Source organism: Rhizobium sp. Root708 (assembly GCF_001429725.1).
Taxonomy (GTDB): domain Bacteria; phylum Pseudomonadota; class Alphaproteobacteria; order Rhizobiales; family Rhizobiaceae; genus Rhizobium.
Genome location: NZ_LMHV01000042.1, coordinates 342,817 through 359,591, shown reverse-complemented (window position 1 = coordinate 359,591; position 16,775 = coordinate 342,817). Strand labels below are relative to the sequence as shown.

The window sequence follows — 16,775 nt, the reverse complement described above, 5'->3', positions numbered from 1 at the left end:
ACTTCGATCAGGTACCGGCGACAACGGCCTTGATATTCAGGCTCACCGGAAAACTCCCGGCTGGCGTATCGAAATTCTTGTTGGACCAGTCGCCGAGATCAGCGCCAAACTCACCGGCGGTCGTCCACTCCTGCGGGTTCGCATAACCACAGGCAAGCATGAGGCTAGAGAGCAACGCCTTGTTGTATATCGACTTGTGGAAATTGTACTCGTAGTCCTGTCCACCCATCAGCGCGCGCTTCACGATTTCGAGGTTGTTGCTGTTCGCCTGATATATCGCGACCAGGTGATCGAAATGCGGAACGGAAATGCGTAGCGTGCCGCCTGGCTTCAGCTTCTTCCGAAAATTCCGCAGCAGCTGTTCAGACTCCTCGAACGAGAAGTGTTCAAGCACATGGCACAGATATATTTCGGCAACGGTTCCATCGGCGAACTCAACGAGATCGAAGTTGTTCGCGATCAGGTGAATATGCGGAGCTTCGCGTGCATCGATATTGACCCAGCCCTGCAGGTTGATCGGGCCCGCACCGAGATGGACCCTGAGGCCGGAAACGGAACCAGGCTTGACGGGGATCGCCTTGCCATCCTTGCCGGACACGAGGTTCACCGCTTTCCGGACGGCCGAGCGGCCCTTCATCATCAGTGCGTGGATTGGGGCAGGCGTCATGGGAACCTCATGCGGGTTTCAGTCGGACTTTCGGTAGAAGAGCTATTTTATCTTTGCGTCACGACGAGAGCCTATGACTGCCGCAGGTACGCCTGCGAGGATCGAATAATCCGGAAAACTCTTCGTGACAACCGCATTCGCACCGACGACGCAACCGCGGCCCAAGGTTACCCCCGGGAGAATCACGCTGTTTGCGCCCAACCAGCAATCCGCGCCGATCGAAACAGGCCGAAAAGGTTTGTAACCGGGTTTCCGGCTGGCGGCAGCGTCGTTCTCTCGGATTGTCCCTTCGCCGTAGATTTCGTGCGTGCCGGTGAGCACGGTGACGTTGTTGGCAAACAGGCAATCAGCACCGATGCTAACTTCGCCGGAAACGAGACCATCCGAAAAGAAGGACGTCTTCTTCCCGATTTCAATCCGCCCGCCGGTCGTTGACACGATCGTTCTCGGGCCCAGCGACACCCCGTCGTGAAGGACGATCGCGCCCTTACCTGCCACGCCGACTTCCGCTCCCTTTGCTATGCTGCACGATCTGCCGATCTCCAGCGAAGCATCGTCGATCGCAACGACGCCCCGCAAGGTCACCCCCTTGCTCCATGAAGTTCTGGCAATGGAGCTCGAATCTATCCGGATCGTCCCGGTGAACAGACCGCGCGTCACTCGGAAGCAAAGAGAGGTCGATATTCGTGTAAGTTTGCGGATGATTCTGGATAGAAAACTCACACCGCACCCGCCTGAGGCAACGCGCCTGTCCCGTTCGGTTGAACAGACGACGCGAGAGAATCGATCATGAGCCGAAGTTCGCCAAGGAATTCCTGTTTGTCGCTCTCGCGCGTCGAGGCTACCCCGGTGCCGATTCCTGGATAATTTGCAACCGTTTTGCGCGACAGATGCTCCGCAAACCAATCAATACCCTCGTGCTCGCCGGTTCTCCACTTTTCCGGATCGTAGAAAATTCCGCCTGGCCCGAAGCAATCATCGATCCCGGTCACACCCGGTGCGTGCTTGAACCACGGAACACCGGCACAGCAGGTTCGCCACCCCGTGAGGCTGCGTTCGACGGCAATAGACCCGGTAATTGTTACCGGTAACACCTGCCGCATCATTGCGTCACCCGGACGGAAACGCGGCTGCAGAAAGACACATCCCAATGCTTCAAGCTGGTGATAGTATTCGACGGAGCGCGCGATCCCGACGAGCGAAAATCCCGTAATCTTGGAATAGTAGATCCAGCTACCCGGATGTTCCTTGTAAAAAATTTTCCCGGAGTAACCTGCCCTTCTGATCGCCAACACGACATCGAGATGGTCGCTGAACGAACCGCCTTCGGGAAAGGTCGAAGCCTCCGGCTGATAGTGAGCATAGAGGAGCGGCAATGGATTTTCTTTTGCGATCAGCCGTTCAGCTTCCTCGTTCGAAATTGCCTTCGACGAATAATAATCCAGCGCGTATTTCTGCCGATTGATCACACGGGACATCGCCGACAAGCCATATCCCCTGCGTCGATCGATCAAATGTGGGACAGCAGGTTGCTTCCTTACAATCATCTTTACGCGTTGCCTTGCCTCGCGTTCGGCGAGCTTGAAGTAGGCGTACGAGCGGCTGACCGCCGGACCACCGATACGCTCGTTCTGCTTAGGAACGCCACGCGCAAGATAGTTGTCGCGATAGGCGATGACATCGTCCCTAAAATCGACACCTGACAACTCGAACTCGAGAAATTCGCGATCCTTGATGGAATTCGTCTGCACCACTGGCAGCAGCCGCCCTCCGGGCCCAAACGGCATTGGATACAGAAAGACTTGCTTTACGTTGGCAAGCCGGCAGGCGATCTCGATGAGCGTGTATTCAACGTGGTGCGCAACACCCGTAAAGAAAATCGCGTGCTTGACCTCCAGACGTCGCAACACCTCAGTCAGGCGCAGCACAAAAATCAAGAAGGAACGCTGATTGTCTTCATAGGTGTCACTCTCGCCCATCCAGCGATAGAAAAGAGGAATATTCGCGCTAATCCTTGCCTTCACATCCTCGAAATCGACATCAGCAAGATGACTAAAACTCTCATCCACTGGATGTACGATATCAAAAACCTGTTCGTGCTCAGCAAGCCGCCATTTGACGGTCTTGCCGGCGTAGATGGCGATGCGCGCATCGGGCTCGAAGCGTTCGCGAACGTAACCATAGGGCTCGATCAGAAGCGTCCTGCGCATCGTTTCCATCGGCGAAGTGCTCAGCTTTGCGACAGGAGCGCTTTGGAGCTCGTCCCTATCTTCGTGTAGGCCGGGAAGAATGCGATGCTGAAGATATCGCGGTGCCGACCTTCGGCAGGAACACCCGCGCGATGCGGCGTTGAACCCGTCGAGAAAAGGAAGCAGTCACCGCGTTTCCCCGTCAATTTGGCGGTCTTCACGCCAACATCCATATTCGTGCGCTTCAGCACCGACGGCATCAAGTTATGCTCGTCAGGTTCCACCACATACTCGAAGGGACCATCATCCTCAGTCGTGTCATGCAGCAAAACGAACAACTGAATATTTCTGAAGTCAACGACTTTGTCATAGTGCCAGTGTTGGCTGAAAAGCTCGTTTCCCTTGAACTCAGGCGGAATCGACATGTTGCGCCAAATCAAACCATCATTGATTAGATAGTCGTCGCCAAGGTACATCCGGATTACGGAATCGTACTTCCGGATCGCGTCCTTGATGCCCACCGGCAGCTCTTTCCACTGAAGATTGTAATATTTGCTGTAGTATTTTCCGTCTGGCGCCTTCGCACCGCGATCCTTGGCGCGAGGCACCTCAAAAACGAAACTCTCGTCCAGCTGAACATGACCCGGTATCGCGAGCGTGAAAAACCGCCTCGAGAACACTTTGCTCGCATGCGCGAAGCGATACGCCAACTCAAGAATACGGGACCTGATACCGACCAGATGCGACTTCAGCGCAGCCATTATGATTCCACCAGCTTCGTTCGAGATATTGTAGATTTACACGGTATACTTTTCATGGCTACCGGCCTTCGTTATACTTGGCAAAATAACACAGGTCCTGTGGTGTACCGTCCAGCAATTCTTGTCGCGGGCGAACGCACTCCAGCGCCATGCCTGAGCGCTCTAACAACCGCATCATGGACCGGTTTGAGCGCATGGTTCCTGCTGTCACTTTGCGAAACCCTGCTTGAGAGTGAAACCAATCGACGGCCGTACTCCAAGCATCTTGACCGTAACCCTGTCCCCAAACATCACGGCACCCAATCATGATCCCGATATCCACGGTCCCGTGATATTCGGCAACGTAGGCTGTCATGGTACCTATCGGCTTATTGTCTTCCAGGCGGGACACCGACCAGAAGCCGTTTGAGCTGCCCTCAAAGCTTGCCAGATAAGATCTGCAACTTTCCTCGGTGTGATGAATAAAGCGCTGGTTGCTGTACCGCGTCACCTCTGGGTCATTGAGCCATGAAATATACTCGGCGGTTATGTCGGAACTTTGGAATACGCGCAAACCGACTAACTCGCCTCGTAAATCACTGAATGCGACACTTGGCATGGAATGTTCCACTCTCGCAGAGGTCAGCGCAACGAGTCCAGATTAGCCCACACTTTTTGAAACACGGCTACAACCTTGTCGACTTCCTGATCAGTCAGGCGGTGCAAGCACATCTCGAAACCAAGGAAAGAGACATCATGAAGGTGTTCAGCAACAGGGCAGATACCCTTGGCGTAGCTTACGTCGCGCTTGCAGATATCCGAGGTCCACGGGAATCCGGAATTTCCGAAGGCGATTTTCTTCTGGTACATCGGCAGCAAGTGTACGTTTGCATACCCCGCCGCCAAGCCTTCGAGGCCTTCGGTCTCCAGTGCCTCGACAATCCGCGCACGCGAAACGCCGAGCGCCTCGATATCAAGCACCATGGGATAGACATAGTAAACGTGTGTCGAGCCCTCGCGTACGATTGGCGTGCGCAAGCCCTTCAAGCCGGATAGACCCGCTGTAAGGCGATCTGCCGCGACCTGCCGGCTCTCCACGAAACCAGAGAGCTTCTTCAGCTGCTCGATACCGATCGCACATTCGATCTCACCGAGCCGGAAATTGAACCCGATCATATTGACAAGGTCGTTTGTTCCCTTGCCACCAACCACGCCCTCGGCATGATTGCGGATAAGGCGCATCTTTTCCGCGAGCGTGTCGTCATTCGTGACGAGAATGCCGCCCTCGCCGGTATGGATATGCTTATGATAGTTCAGGCTATAACCACCGACATCCGACAGCGTCCCTGCATAGGCGCCATTGTAGAGCGCGCCCGGAGCCTGCGCCGTATCGCAGATGACTTTCAGGTTATGTCGACGCGCAATATCCATCAGGGCTTCCATGTCGCAAGACTGCCCGAAGATATCGACTGCCATGATCGCCTTCGTATAAGGCGTTATGTTCGCCTCGATCGAGGCGGGATCGAGAGAAAAAGTCTCGGTCTCGATGTCGGCGAATACAGGTATTGCGTTCCACTGAAGAATAGCGGTCGCACTGGCGCACATCGTCCAAGGCGAGACGATGACCTCATCGCCCGGCTCGATGCCGATAGCGCCGACAGCTGCAATGAGCCCCGACGTCCAGGAGTTCACCGTGACGGCGTGTCTGACGTTGAAGTAGGCTTCACATTGGCGTTCAAATTCCTGGACTTTCGGGCCGCCGTAGAAGTCCGGCTCCCAGCCTCCAATGAATTTGGATAGAACGCCGCTTGCAACGACCGCACTTGCTGCCGCGACCTCCTCTTCGCCCATCGAATTGTAGCGCTCAAGGGGTACGTCTATGACCTTGGATCCGCCGAAAAGTGCCAGTCTTTCCATATCAGATTTCATTCCTGTAGCGTCCGGCTATCGCCGCAACGACCCTCAACGTCGCCAATGCCTCGCGGCCACTGCATAGTTCAGAAGGCTCGTCGGCAAGAAAATGCGAGAGCTGTTCGTACACATGCCATTGGTACCTGTCCATATCATTGTGGATGTTCTCCACCTGGGCCGAAAGCACACTGTAGCCGGTAAAGTTCTCGTCGCGGCTAAGGCCTTGCCACTCGATCAGACTGCCGCCGTTACGGTAAGCCAACCGGCCAGAGTGGCTGAGGAGCTCCCCTCCATAGAACGAGAAGGCTTCTTCCCAGGCGGCTTGAACGACCACGGATCCGCGGTCGAACACAATACGAACATCCGGCTCCGGATCGCATCCAGCCCAGTGACGTCCCTCGTCGAGAACCGCATGTTCCTTGATCGCACCCAGCCAATACTGCAGCAAGTTGATGAAATGCGAGCCGTTGTTGAACAGGCCTTTCGAGTACCAGAAGGAGCCTTTGAGCGGCGCGGCGATCTCGCCTGCCTCGATGCGACGGCGAACTTCGATCGCTCCGGGTTCCGATCGCCTGATGAAATTGACGAAGAGAGCCACGCCCGCCTCTTCGCAACGGCGCACCAACTCAGCGCCTTGAGCTTCCGAAAGAGCGAGCGGCTTCTCGCAGATGATGATCTCGGGGGTGTTGACCGCGAGCACCTGCTCCACGTGGCGCAAGTGCAACTCGGCGGGTGTCGCGATCACGACGATCTCCGGTTGTAGGCTACGCATTGCGAGCCCGATACTCTCAAAGGCCTCTACGCCATATCTTACCTGAAAGCGTTGGCGTTGTGATTCAAGCGGATCCACTCCGCCAACGAGTTCAAACGACGGATGCAGCGCGATCGAGCGTGCATGGGTGTAGATGCCGCCGTCGGGTCCGGAGTCGATATCATAGCCCGCCCCAATCTGGCCCAGTCCGATAATGAGGCAGCGCTTGGCTTCAACCACGGGCAGCAGCCTCCAGGATCGCGAGGTGTTCGATGCCCCCATGAGGCAACTGGCATGTTCGCCCACCTGGAGGAATGGACGAAACCACACGCTTCCCGGCAAGCAAGCCGACAATCAGCGCCATCGACTCACATCCCACGACGATGTCGGCACCAAGCGTCTCCTCCAGCAGCGTCCCGTCACCGCCAAAAGAAATCGGCTGTTGAGTGACTTCCTTCGCCCAGGCATATTTTTCTGCCTTCTCTGAAGGGTGTGGGCGGATAAGAATGTGTCGCCCATGGTTGTCCAGAAGGCTTGCGTTATCCAGGAAGAAGCGAAGAGCATCGTGCTCGGTGTAGCCGAAATATCTGGCATCACCATGGGCCTGTTCAGCGTGGTCGGCGATGGGCTCGCAAACATACAAGATAGCGCCAGAGCCGGCCTGCGTCTGCTGCGAAGCGGCGACAGCTGCGATCTGGTCACGGAGATCGAGGAGGTACGGATTATCTTCCAACTCGATAGGGTGGTCGGGGAAGGTCGCCTTGGCTATGCGCAGCGCATCGATGTCGCCGACCCGTATTTCGTCCGGCAGGATCAACTTCCCATTTTCTTCAAAACGCTGGCGATAATTCACCCAGTGATCGAGGAAGGTCACGGTCTTCTTGCCAGCCGCGCGTCCGGCACGTATCGCTTCGCGCTCGAGCCCAGACTGCCAGCCTGAGCCGCAGAGCAGCCAGTCGGCTGCCGTGACAGCTTCACGCAGCGTGACCGACAGAAGCTCTGGGCATTTGCGCCGAAAAATGGAACCAGCGGGGCCATCGGCAACCAGAATGCATGGCTCCGGGCTGCGCAACGCCCAGCTGCTCAGTATCTCGGCTCCGCCTGCATCGTGGGAGACCAGTGCGACGGTCACGTATTCCCCTTCCGGACAACATCCCTGTTGAGGTCGAGAAGATCGGGATTCGCACGCAGATAGCGGACCGCATCGAGGCAAGAGAACAACGGGTTGGATGCGTCGAAATGCTCGATGAGGTTCTTCAGCAGGACGTAATCGCTTTTTTCGTCCAGCGTCAGACCAAGCTCCGGCCACGTCTGCTCTGGCGGCGCGACAAGATGGATCTGCGAGAAGATCTCCGGATTGTCGCGAATGTGCAGAGTGACGTGCTCGTGGTCGAGTGCCGAATCCGTCATCGTTGCCGATTTGATCAATGTATCGAGCGCGAAGACTTGCACATCCATGCCGTCCGGATAGCTTCGAATGACCGCGTTGCTAACATAGTCCGCCTGGTGCGCCTTGAACATGCGAATAGCCTGCTCGATGATTTCTGGATCTATGACCGGGCAGTCGCCGGTAATCTCGACGATGACATCGGCATCTGCTGACCGAGCCGCCTCGATGACACGCAGCATCACGTCGTCCTCCGATCCACGAAACGCCTTGATCCCCAGTTCAGCGGCAAGATCGACTAGCGGTTGGTCAGCCGCGTTCACGGTCGTCGCAAGCACGATGTCGTCTATCGAGGGAACAGCCTTCAGGCGGCGCACAAGATGCTCCAGCATCGGCCGTCCCGCGGCGTCCAGAAGCGGCTTGCCCGGCAGCCTGCTCGAAGTCATGCGCGCTTCAATTGTCGAAACGATCTTCATGTCTGCCTTTCGGTCGACGCCAGAAAACTCGGCGCGTTGCTTGCTCTATTCGACAACATCCCAGGAGACGGGCGTCGCAAAAACGACGTCCGCCTTGAGCCTGCGACCGACAAGGCTGTCCAAGTGCTTGGGCGCAAGCCCGTAACCGGGACGAACACTCCGGATACTGTCCTCGGTGATCGTCTCGCCTGCCTGCATGTCCCTGACGAAATAGAGTGAACGGCGAAACTGCACATTGCCCTGTTCGCTGGACTTGCGGCCATAATCCACGTTGCCGATTGCCTGCCAGGCGGTGCGTGCTCCGTCGCACAGCGCCTTCATCTCGCCCGGTTCCAGAGAGAAGCTGTCATCGGGACCGCCGCCGTTGCGGTCTAGCGTGAAGTGCTTCTCGATGATGGACGCGCCAAGCGCGACGCTTGCGATTGCGGTCGTATTGTCGAGTGTGTGATCCGAGAGACCGGTGACCACGCCAAAGCGCGAAATCATGTCGGGGATCGTTCGAAGATTGTAATCTTCAGGTGGCGCGGGATATCCGGAGACGCAGTGCAGAATGGCAAGTTCCCGGCAGCCACCCGACCTCGCCGCCTCGATCGCCTCTTCAATTTCCTCATCGTCCGCCATCCCTGTCGAGATAATCATCGGCTTACCCGTCGATGCAGCATAGCGGATCAGCGCATGATCGATCGCCTCAAAGGAAGCGATCTTGTAGGCTGGTGCATTCAGGTCTTCCAGGAGGTCGATTGCGGTCTTGTCAAAGGGTGACGAAAAAATGGTGATTCCGACCTTCTTCGCGTGGTCGAAAAGCGGCTTGTGCCATTCCCAAGGCATATGAGCTTCTTCGTATAGCTCATAAAGCGTCCGGCCATCCCAAAGTCCGCCGTGGATCTGAAAGGCGTCGGCATTGCTATCAAGGGTGATCGTGTCCGGACGATAGGTCTGGATCTTTACGGCATCCGCGCCCGCCTTTTTAGCCTCCTCAACGATCCGCATGGCAACATCGAGCCGGCCGTTGTGATTGGCCGAGAGCTCAGCAATGACGAAGGGGGAGAAGCCGTTTCCAATGCCACGGCCCGCAATTTCGATATTAGTGTTTGTATTCGTTTTCAACATAGTCATTCCAGTCTTGCTCAAGCAGGCCATAGTACACGACATCAATATAGCTGCCACCGATCTTGTAGGCTTCGCGGAGCTTCCCCTCCTGCCTGAAGCCAAGCGAGACATGCATCCTGTTCGACGCCTCATTGGACGGCAGAACTTCGGCCCAGACCTTGTGTAGACCAAGCTGGCCAAAAGCGTAGTCCAGTGCAGCCTTGCCCAGCAGACGGCCCGTTCCGCGTGCGGCAGCCGGCGCTTTGTAAAAGCCCCAGGTCGCGGTTCGATTTGCGGGATCTATCCTGAAATTGACAAAACCTGATGGTTCGCCTCCGCGCTCGAAAATCAACAGCCGCCGATCCGCGCTCATTGCAGCTTTGTCGAACCAAGCTTGGTGATCCTCCGGATCAATGACATCCTGTGTGAGCATCGACATTCTGATCGCATCGTCGTTGCGCCATTCGAGCAACAGATCAAGATCCGCCTCGCCAACACGGCGCAACCTTCCAACCAACATGGTGGCTTCGACCTGTGCGAGGGCTCCTGCCACGCGCGGGGCGCCGAAACCATCAATGCCCAGATTCTCAATATTGCGCGAGATGGCCTCTCGCCCTCCCGACAGCAACTCCCGAAACGCGTCGTCGAGTTCAACCCTGAGGCCGGTAGGTGTGTCCGGAAAGGCGACAAGTGCACATCCCGCCTCGGCCAATGCAAGCGCGCCTGGCCTCTGATTCTCGGCCACCACGAGCACAATACTTGGAAGTCCGACGCAGCACCGTTCCCAGGCCGTTGTTCCCGCGGCACCGATGGCAACATCACACTCTGCCATCAATCCGGCCATGTCGTTGACATCAACCAGTACCTCGGTGGGCCTTCTGGCCTTTAGCGCCGCTTCGCGAACATCGTCGGCAAAACGTGCGAGCGCACCAAGTACGACCGTGATTCGAAGCGTTTCCGGCAACTGCATTTCATCAAGCATGCTCAATAGCCGGCCGGTCAAGTTCTGCGGATCGCTGCCGCCGAGCGAAATCAGAAGGCGCGAGAAAGACAGACTTTCCCGCTTACTCAAACGCGCTGCGCGAGCGGCTGCGAACTGCGGGCGCAGAAGCGCAAATTCAGTACCGGCCAATACCCGCGCGCTCGGTGGAACAAGGCCTTCATAATCAAAGGGCTTGCGCCCCAGATTTTGATCGAGAAGCAGATCGCAATCATGGACGCGGTTAGCGAGATCATCGATGACCATTATGCGCGGTATTCGACTGCGGGCGACCGCCTGCCAATTCCCGTCGAGGCCGTAGTGATCGACAACGACCCAATCGAACACTTGCCCCGCGACAGCGTCAAGACAATGTCGCGCGTCTTCCTCCTGCATTTCTACCGACCAGATCGCCTCGGTCAGAACATCCGGCACACCAAAGCTCGCCTGAATGACTATCACGCCGTGACCTGATGCCTCGATCCTGCGAGCTAGGCTCGAGGGAATGGATCGGCATACAAATACGCAGTCGATGAATTCTACGGCAAGGGCGTCCGCAAGCGTCAGGCAGCGCATGATATGCCCTGCCCCCATCGTTTCCGAAGCGTCGGCTCGGAATAGGACTTGTCGGCGCTTTACATCACCCTGCGTCACAGCAGACTGCCTTCCACCGTCAGTTGAGCCTCCGGAAGCCTGCATGGCAAACAGGACCATTCAGAAGGCCCATTATGTCGCGCCCGTCCTCGCATTCTCTGATCGTCGCGAAGATAGGATCGAGAGCCTCGAAGTAACCGTCGATCAATTCTGGTCTATGTTCGACACAGGCGTAAAAGTTGGTGGACGCAAGGTAGCCCTTTGCCAGCATCTCTTGCGTTACGAAGGTCTTGTAGGCCAAAGCGTTGGGGCTGTTGAATGCGTATGTGCTCAACGAAGGCAGGCCCGCCGTCGTGATTGAAACGCCATGCTTCTTCGCAAGCGTCTCCCAACGCATCGTCACCTGGCCACCAATCGTGGTGATCGTCTCCCACGACCGTTCGCGTTCCATGACCTCGAGCGTCTTGAGCGCTGCGGCAGACCCGACCCGTTCGGTCCAGAAAGTCGAGGAAATGAACGTCGACTGCGCCGCTTCCATAACCTCAGCACGACCAACCGTAGCGGTAACCGCATAACCGTTGCCTAGCGTCTTGCCGAACACCGCCATATCGGGCTCAACGCCATACTTCTTGTAGAGGCCGCCGAAGGTCTCTCGGAAGCCCGAAGTGCATTCGTCGAAAATAAGGACGATACCCTTGCGCGTCGCTAGATCCCGGACCTTCTGCAGGAAATTATCCTCCGGCCCCTTGTTGCGCACGACTTCCATCTTGATGACGCCGATGTCATGGGCGCTCGTCAATGCCTCCAGCGCCTGGAAATCGTTGTAATTGAACGGATAAACGGTTCCGCGCAAACTGCGGGGAACACCGCGCGGCTCAAGGCCTGGCAGCAAATGACCCGCGAGGCTCTCGTCCTCGCCGAGGTTTGCCGAAAGATACCAGTCGTGCCAACCGTGATAGCCACAAACCGCAACCTTGTCTCGCCCGCTCGCGGCACGCGCTATGCGGATTGCGATCGCGTTCGCTTCTCCCCCGGAACGGGCGAAACGCACCATTTCGGCCCACGGATTGATTTCGATCAGCTTCTCGGCAAGGTAAACTTCTTCCGGACAATTGAGTGTCGACATGTTGCCGTCGCGCACCGTACTCAGTACTGCCTCGTCTACCTCCGGATGGCCGTATCCGAGCGTATTTGTACCGACGCCCATGAGAGACATGTCAATGTACTCGTTGCCATCGAGGTCCCAAACCCTGCAACCCTTCGATTTGGAAAAATAGGCCGGCCATTGGTCTGGCAGAAACATCTCCGCGCGCTTGGAGAGCAACATGTTGCCACCGGGAATAACCCGCTTTGCGCGTTGCCAGAGTTTTTGGCCAGTGCCCATCTTCATTCCCTCATTTCGCAGGATCGCGTTATTTGCAGCGAATAGTTCGGGCCTCTCCTTGCTGAGTTCAAGGATCTGCTGCCACCGAAAATCCGTCCGCGGATGGAAGTGGCGGAAAACCGCGCTCGCTACCTCGAAGTCTTCCGGGGTATCGACGGTCCATCGACTGTCGGAGAAGTCGACATCCCCCACCTTGTTCACCGTGGTGAACTTGCCGGACTCCCTGATGTAGGGGGTCACATGCTCGCGCTCCGGACCTTTCGGAGCCTCGCGCCATGCCCGCTCAAGCGCCGCAAAGGAAAAGATTTCGATATCCAGTCCGTCGGCATACGTAGGGGGAGCAACGTTCGATAGGTAATCACTGCCGCTGGCTATGTAGGCGGTAGCATATTCATCGACGAGAGCCGGATCGACGAAAGGGCAATCGCCGGTGATACGGGCTACATCCGTGGCGCCGACGGCCGTAGCTGCTCGATAGTATCGATCAAGTACGTCATTCTCACTGCCACGGAACACCGTAAAACCGAGTTCAGAGACGTAGGCGTCAAGCGGATCGTTGCGCGGGTCATCCGACGTCGCAATCACGATGCTGTCGACGTTTCGCGCGCGGTCGAGCCGTTCAAGAAGCAGTCCGATCATGGGTGTTCCGCCGATCGACTTCATCACCTTGTTCGGCAGACGTTTCGAGCCCATGCGGGCCTGGACGATAGCGACGATTTTTCGGGTCAAGTGAGCTTCCATCTGGCCGGATTGATAAGATCAACGTCCGTCGTTTGGAGATCCGGCCAAGCGGCATTGACGCCAGGCTTCGTCAGTCCTGCAACGAGCATCGAGAGTTGCCTTTGCGCATCGATGCCAACCACGACACGATGAACTTCTGAAAAAGAGCAGGCAAAATCAAGGCTGGCTTTCGTTGCTGCCACCTGTTCGGCATCGAGCCAGTCGTACCAGCGATCAAAGAGTGCGCTCCACCTTTTGAAGGCAGGAGGAAGCGCATCGCGTTCGAAGAGAAGAAGTCCCTGCAGGAATGCCGAACGCGTATGCAGTTCTATTCCGCGCTCAAAGAGCTGTTTGGCCTTGCCGCTATCGACAATACGCCTGTCCAGCAGGTTCAGCGGCGCCTGGACTAGGCCTATATCCAAGCGGTGCGAAACAAGGTCAATCTGTTCGGGGTCGTAGATGGAGATACCGATGCGGGATACGAGCCCATCCTGCCTGGCTTCTTGGAGAGCGGAGGCAACTGCGTCCCCACGTCGACCCGCGAGTTCTTCCGGACGATGCAATAGGTAACCATAGACCGACCGCAAGCGAAGTCTTTCCAGGGAAGCTTCGATCTGCTTGCGAACCCAGACATCCGCCTTGTCTACTTCAGGCGGCATCGGAGGCAGCTTCGTGACAACCTTGAACTCCGAAACGCCCACTTTTCCGAGACTGACTTCGCTCTCGCCGTAGGCAGCGGCGGTGTCCAGGGTATCAATTCGGCTGGCCTTCGCCAGCTCAATAATGGCGACAGCCTCGGTAGCGCTGATCTGACCGGCCGAGTTGGCAATCCCATAGTTGAGCCCGAACTGTGCGGTCCCAAGCGCCAGTTTCATTTGCACATATTCGCTATGACATTGATGACATGCCCCTGCTCGTCATCGGTCAAAGTAGGATACATGGGTATGCTCACGGCCTGCGTAAAATAGGCCTCGGCCTCGGGGCAATAGCCGCGTTCGAAGCCCATCTTGCGGAAGTAGGGCTGCCGATAAACCGGAATGTAGTGAAGGTTAGCGTTGACGCCCGCATCCTGCAGCCCGTCATAGAGCTTGCGCTGCGTTATTCCCTGATCCCTGACGCGAATGACGTAAAGATGATAGCTCGAGTAGATGTCAGGGCTCTGCCAGGGAGTCGTGATCGACAGGTTGGCGAACTCGCGGTCATAGCGCTCGGCAATCTTGTGGCGCTGGCGGATGAAGCCGTCGATCCGCGACATCTGACTGATGCCGAGTGCAGCCTGAATGTCCGTCAGCCGGTAGTTGTAGCCAAGCAGGATCTGCTGGTAGTTCCAGATCTCGTCATCAGGCATCGGCACCATCTGTTCCCGATCGCTCGTGATGCCGTGGCTACGGAAGCGCTGGAGGCGATCGGCGAGCAGCGGGTTCTTCGTCAACGCCATGCCTCCCTCGCCCGTCGTGACGATCTTGACGGGATGAAAGCTGAAGACGGTGATATCGCTGAAGCGGCAATCGCCGACCGGCGTGAATTTCTCGCCGGCACCCGTGCGATACCGCGCCCCCACCGCGTGCGACGCATCCTCGATGATCTTGAAACCGTAGCGGTCAGCAAGGGCCTTGATCGCCGGCATGTCGCACGGCTGACCACTCAAATGTACCGGGACGACGACCTTGGGGAGCTTTCCGAGCTTTTCGGCCTCAGCCAGTTTCTCTGCCAGGCGCTCGACGCTCATGTTATAGGTCTTCGGGTCGATATCGACGAAGTCGACCCCTGCCCCGCAATAGAGCGCGCAATTGGCGCTGGCGACGAACGTCGTTGGCGACGTCCACAGAACATCACCCGGGCCCAACTCCAACGCCAGACAGGCCACATGCAGCGCAGAGGTCGCGCTGTTCAGTGCCACCGCGAAAGGTGTGCCGCAGTAAGACGCAACAGCCTCTTCGAAACGACCAACCAACGGCCCCTGCGTGAGGAAATCGGATTTCAGGACCTCGATCACGAAATCGATGTCGGCTTGCGATATATCCTGTCGGCCGTACGGTATCATCTTCTTGTCCTGCCAGTCATCGGTCCGGGGTCGAGCGCGAACCAATCAGTTCTTCATAGGTGCCGACGCGCGACACCACTCCATCAACCAGTTCCACGATGAAATCGCAATTGCTCAACGTCGATAAACGGTGCGCAACCATGAGAATCGTCAATCGATCCCTCAGGCCATTGAGCGTTTCCATCACAGCGCTTTCGGTGTCGTTATCGAGCGCACTGGTGGCCTCGTCAAGGACGACGACCTTGGCATTCTTGTAGAGCGCCCGCGCTATCCCGATACGCTGTCGCTGCCCTCCGGAGAGCCGTATGCCCCGCTCACCGACGAACGTATCATAGCCCTTGCCCATGGCGGCGATCGTCGCAGAGAGCTGCGCCGCCTCAGCAGCCTGTTTCATGCGCGGTATGTCGATATCCTCGCGCTTGAGACCAAAGGCAATATTCTCGGCAACAGTTGCGTCGGACAAGAAGATCGATTGCGGAACATGCGCAATCAACGACTGCCAGCGCCTTACATTTTTTTCGTCGATCCGGGTCCCGTCGATCGTAAGGCTGCCGTCCGTCGGAAGCAGTCCCATCACGATATCCAGGAGCGTGCTCTTCCCGCTGCCTGTCGTTCCGATGAACCCGACACGCGCGCCCATCGGAATCTCAAGGTCCAGGCCTTTGAGGACAGGCGGCAGGTCCGGGCCGTAGGAGAAAACAACGTTCCGCAGCGCAATTGCTTTCTCGAAAACCAAAGGTTCGGCCGGCGGAAGCGCGAGGTAAGACGGCAACGGCTGATCCAGCAAACTCAGAACATCGACCAGAGGAGAACGGCCAGCCTTGAAGAATGCGAGACTGGAATAAATCTGCTGAGAGATCGGAAGGAGGCGCTGCGCTCCGAGCGCAAGCGCCCCGAGAATGGGAATTGTCTTCTCGATACCCTCGCCGGAACCGACAAAGAAATAGGAAATGAGAGCGATGAGCACCATGCCCAATGCCTCGATCATATAGCGCGGCGCGCTGCTGATGATCTGGACATACGCGGTAGCGCGACGAACCTTGTGGTCCGCCAGCCTGTAGACCTCGCAGTACTGCGCCTGCGCGCCATCGATCAACACATCCCGGATACCACCGAGACCCTCCTGCAGCGCCTTGATGACTTTGTTCGAGCCTTCGTTGATATACTGGCTGTTGCGACCGAGTTCTTCCTTCACAATCATGGTGACACCGGCATAGGCGCCACCGAGAAAGACCAAAGACACAATGGCGATGGTCGGCTGGAGATACGCAATCGTGGCGACGATGGCGACGAGGGTGAAGACGGAACTCACCATCGTCAGAGACGGCAGGATGATGCCGTTCGTCACGCCATTGGCCTTGCTGGAAATGCCGGCAATGACCTCGCTGCTATTGCGGGCAACATGAACCGTGTAGGGCTGGTAGAGCGTCCGCCTGTAGATATCGATGCTGAGATCGGCGCCGATCGCGTGGCTGAGGCGGGTCTGGTACCAGAGGAAGCCGAGCCGAAACAGACCAGCTGCAAGCGCGGTCGAGGCAAAGACGACCGTCAGGAATAGTGCCAACTGATGACCATCAGTAATGCCGAATGCCTTGATGGCGGGCTGCAAGAACCTGTTCTGGAGCATCGCATCCGGGGACGTGAGTGCGCCGAGGAACGGGATAACTGTCCCGATACTCAGAATTTCAACGAACGCCGAGAAAAAATTCAGGATTAGAAGGATGAAGAGCTGCTGCTTCCGGTGAACGGAAATGTGCCCCCAGAGGCGCAGCAACAATTTCAAAAAATCGCGATCCAGCATTGCTACTCCAAGCCGCGCGATGTGTCTCGCAAGCGACTTCCGG

General features: G+C 57.0%; 15 protein-coding genes. All 15 read right to left on the bottom strand.

The genetic code is table 11. The features are described from left to right. Window positions 1–7: 7 nt before the first annotated feature. Complete coding sequence (locus ASE04_RS24375; protein ID WP_056823972.1) at window positions 8–667, bottom strand: class I SAM-dependent methyltransferase; 660 nt, start codon at window positions 665–667, stop codon at window positions 8–10. Window positions 668–709: 42 nt separating this feature from the next. Further along, window positions 710–1,252, bottom strand: coding sequence for an acyltransferase (locus ASE04_RS31085; RefSeq protein ID WP_056823969.1), 543 nt, complete (start codon window positions 1,250–1,252; stop codon window positions 710–712). A 134-nt stretch (window positions 1,253–1,386) separates the two neighbouring features. Then, window positions 1,387–2,886 (bottom strand): hypothetical protein, encoded by a 1,500-nt coding sequence (locus ASE04_RS31080; RefSeq protein WP_056823965.1) that lies wholly within the window; start codon window positions 2,884–2,886, stop codon window positions 1,387–1,389. An 11-nt stretch (window positions 2,887–2,897) separates the two neighbouring features. Beyond that, the gene (locus tag ASE04_RS24360) at window positions 2,898–3,617 is read right to left on the bottom strand and encodes a hypothetical protein (protein ID WP_056823961.1); all 720 of its coding nucleotides are present in this window, start codon (window positions 3,615–3,617) and stop codon (window positions 2,898–2,900) included. Window positions 3,618–3,675: 58 nt separating this feature from the next. Further along, window positions 3,676–4,215 carry a GNAT family N-acetyltransferase gene (locus ASE04_RS24355; RefSeq protein ID WP_056823958.1) on the bottom strand — a complete coding sequence of 180 codons (540 nt, stop codon included), beginning with the start codon at window positions 4,213–4,215 and terminating at the stop codon, window positions 3,676–3,678. Between the two features lie 23 nt (window positions 4,216–4,238). Further along, window positions 4,239–5,525 (bottom strand): DegT/DnrJ/EryC1/StrS family aminotransferase, encoded by a 1,287-nt coding sequence (locus ASE04_RS24350; protein WP_200960768.1) that lies wholly within the window; start codon window positions 5,523–5,525, stop codon window positions 4,239–4,241. Beyond that, the gene (locus ASE04_RS24345) at window positions 5,515–6,498 is read right to left on the bottom strand and encodes a Gfo/Idh/MocA family protein (RefSeq protein WP_056823951.1); all 984 of its coding nucleotides are present in this window, start codon (window positions 6,496–6,498) and stop codon (window positions 5,515–5,517) included. Before ASE04_RS24345 ends, ASE04_RS24350 begins: the two co-directional genes overlap by 11 nt. Continuing rightward, window positions 6,491–7,330: a hypothetical protein gene (locus tag ASE04_RS24340; RefSeq protein WP_200960767.1), complete on the bottom strand. Its 840-nt coding sequence runs from the start codon at window positions 7,328–7,330 to the stop codon at window positions 6,491–6,493. Before ASE04_RS24340 ends, ASE04_RS24345 begins: the two co-directional genes overlap by 8 nt. A 56-nt stretch (window positions 7,331–7,386) precedes the next feature. Next, window positions 7,387–8,091, bottom strand: a complete 705-nt coding sequence (locus ASE04_RS24335; RefSeq protein WP_200960766.1) for a cytidylyltransferase domain-containing protein — start codon at window positions 8,089–8,091, stop codon at window positions 7,387–7,389. Between the two features lie 75 nt (window positions 8,092–8,166). Further along, window positions 8,167–9,228: a pseudaminic acid synthase gene (gene pseI / locus ASE04_RS24330; RefSeq protein ID WP_244490485.1), complete on the bottom strand. Its 1,062-nt coding sequence runs from the start codon at window positions 9,226–9,228 to the stop codon at window positions 8,167–8,169. Continuing rightward, window positions 9,206–10,888, bottom strand: a complete 1,683-nt coding sequence (pseG, locus tag ASE04_RS24325; protein WP_274533895.1) for a UDP-2,4-diacetamido-2,4,6-trideoxy-beta-L-altropyranose hydrolase — start codon at window positions 10,886–10,888, stop codon at window positions 9,206–9,208. The genes pseI and pseG overlap by 23 nt, the downstream gene beginning before the upstream one ends. Then, complete coding sequence (locus ASE04_RS24320) at window positions 10,863–12,896, bottom strand: aminotransferase class III-fold pyridoxal phosphate-dependent enzyme (RefSeq protein ID WP_244490484.1); 2,034 nt, start codon at window positions 12,894–12,896, stop codon at window positions 10,863–10,865. Before ASE04_RS24320 ends, pseG begins: the two co-directional genes overlap by 26 nt. After that, window positions 12,893–13,762, bottom strand: coding sequence for an aldo/keto reductase (locus ASE04_RS24315; RefSeq protein WP_056823930.1), 870 nt, complete (start codon window positions 13,760–13,762; stop codon window positions 12,893–12,895). The genes ASE04_RS24320 and ASE04_RS24315 overlap by 4 nt, the downstream gene beginning before the upstream one ends. Then, window positions 13,759–14,931, bottom strand: coding sequence for a UDP-4-amino-4,6-dideoxy-N-acetyl-beta-L-altrosamine transaminase (gene pseC, locus ASE04_RS24310; protein WP_056824094.1), 1,173 nt, complete (start codon window positions 14,929–14,931; stop codon window positions 13,759–13,761). The genes ASE04_RS24315 and pseC overlap by 4 nt, the downstream gene beginning before the upstream one ends. 16 nt (window positions 14,932–14,947) lie before the next feature. Then, on the bottom strand, window positions 14,948–16,732 hold the full coding sequence (locus ASE04_RS24305; RefSeq protein ID WP_056823928.1) for an ABC transporter ATP-binding protein: 1,785 nt from the start codon (window positions 16,730–16,732) through the stop codon (window positions 14,948–14,950). Between the last annotated feature and the right edge of the window lie 43 nt (window positions 16,733–16,775).

Coding starts and splice junctions, on each gene's coding strand:
- ASE04_RS24315 (WP_056823930.1), bottom strand. CDS start 13,762: ATGAAACTGGCGCTTGGGACCGCACAGTTCGGGCTCAACTATGGGATT.
- ASE04_RS24375 (WP_056823972.1), bottom strand. CDS start 667: ATGACGCCTGCCCCAATCCACGCACTGATGATGAAGGGCCGCTCGGCC.
- ASE04_RS24305 (WP_056823928.1), bottom strand. CDS start 16,732: ATGCTGGATCGCGATTTTTTGAAATTGTTGCTGCGCCTCTGGGGGCAC.
- ASE04_RS31080 (WP_056823965.1), bottom strand. CDS start 2,886: ATGGAAACGATGCGCAGGACGCTTCTGATCGAGCCCTATGGTTACGTT.
- ASE04_RS24350 (WP_200960768.1), bottom strand. CDS start 5,525: ATGAAATCTGATATGGAAAGACTGGCACTTTTCGGCGGATCCAAGGTC.
- pseG (WP_274533895.1), bottom strand. CDS start 10,888: ATGCAGGCTTCCGGAGGCTCAACTGACGGTGGAAGGCAGTCTGCTGTG.
- ASE04_RS24335 (WP_200960766.1), bottom strand. CDS start 8,091: ATGACTTCGAGCAGGCTGCCGGGCAAGCCGCTTCTGGACGCCGCGGGA.
- ASE04_RS24360 (WP_056823961.1), bottom strand. CDS start 3,617: ATGGCTGCGCTGAAGTCGCATCTGGTCGGTATCAGGTCCCGTATTCTT.
- ASE04_RS24355 (WP_056823958.1), bottom strand. CDS start 4,215: ATGCCAAGTGTCGCATTCAGTGATTTACGAGGCGAGTTAGTCGGTTTG.
- pseC (WP_056824094.1), bottom strand. CDS start 14,931: ATGATACCGTACGGCCGACAGGATATATCGCAAGCCGACATCGATTTC.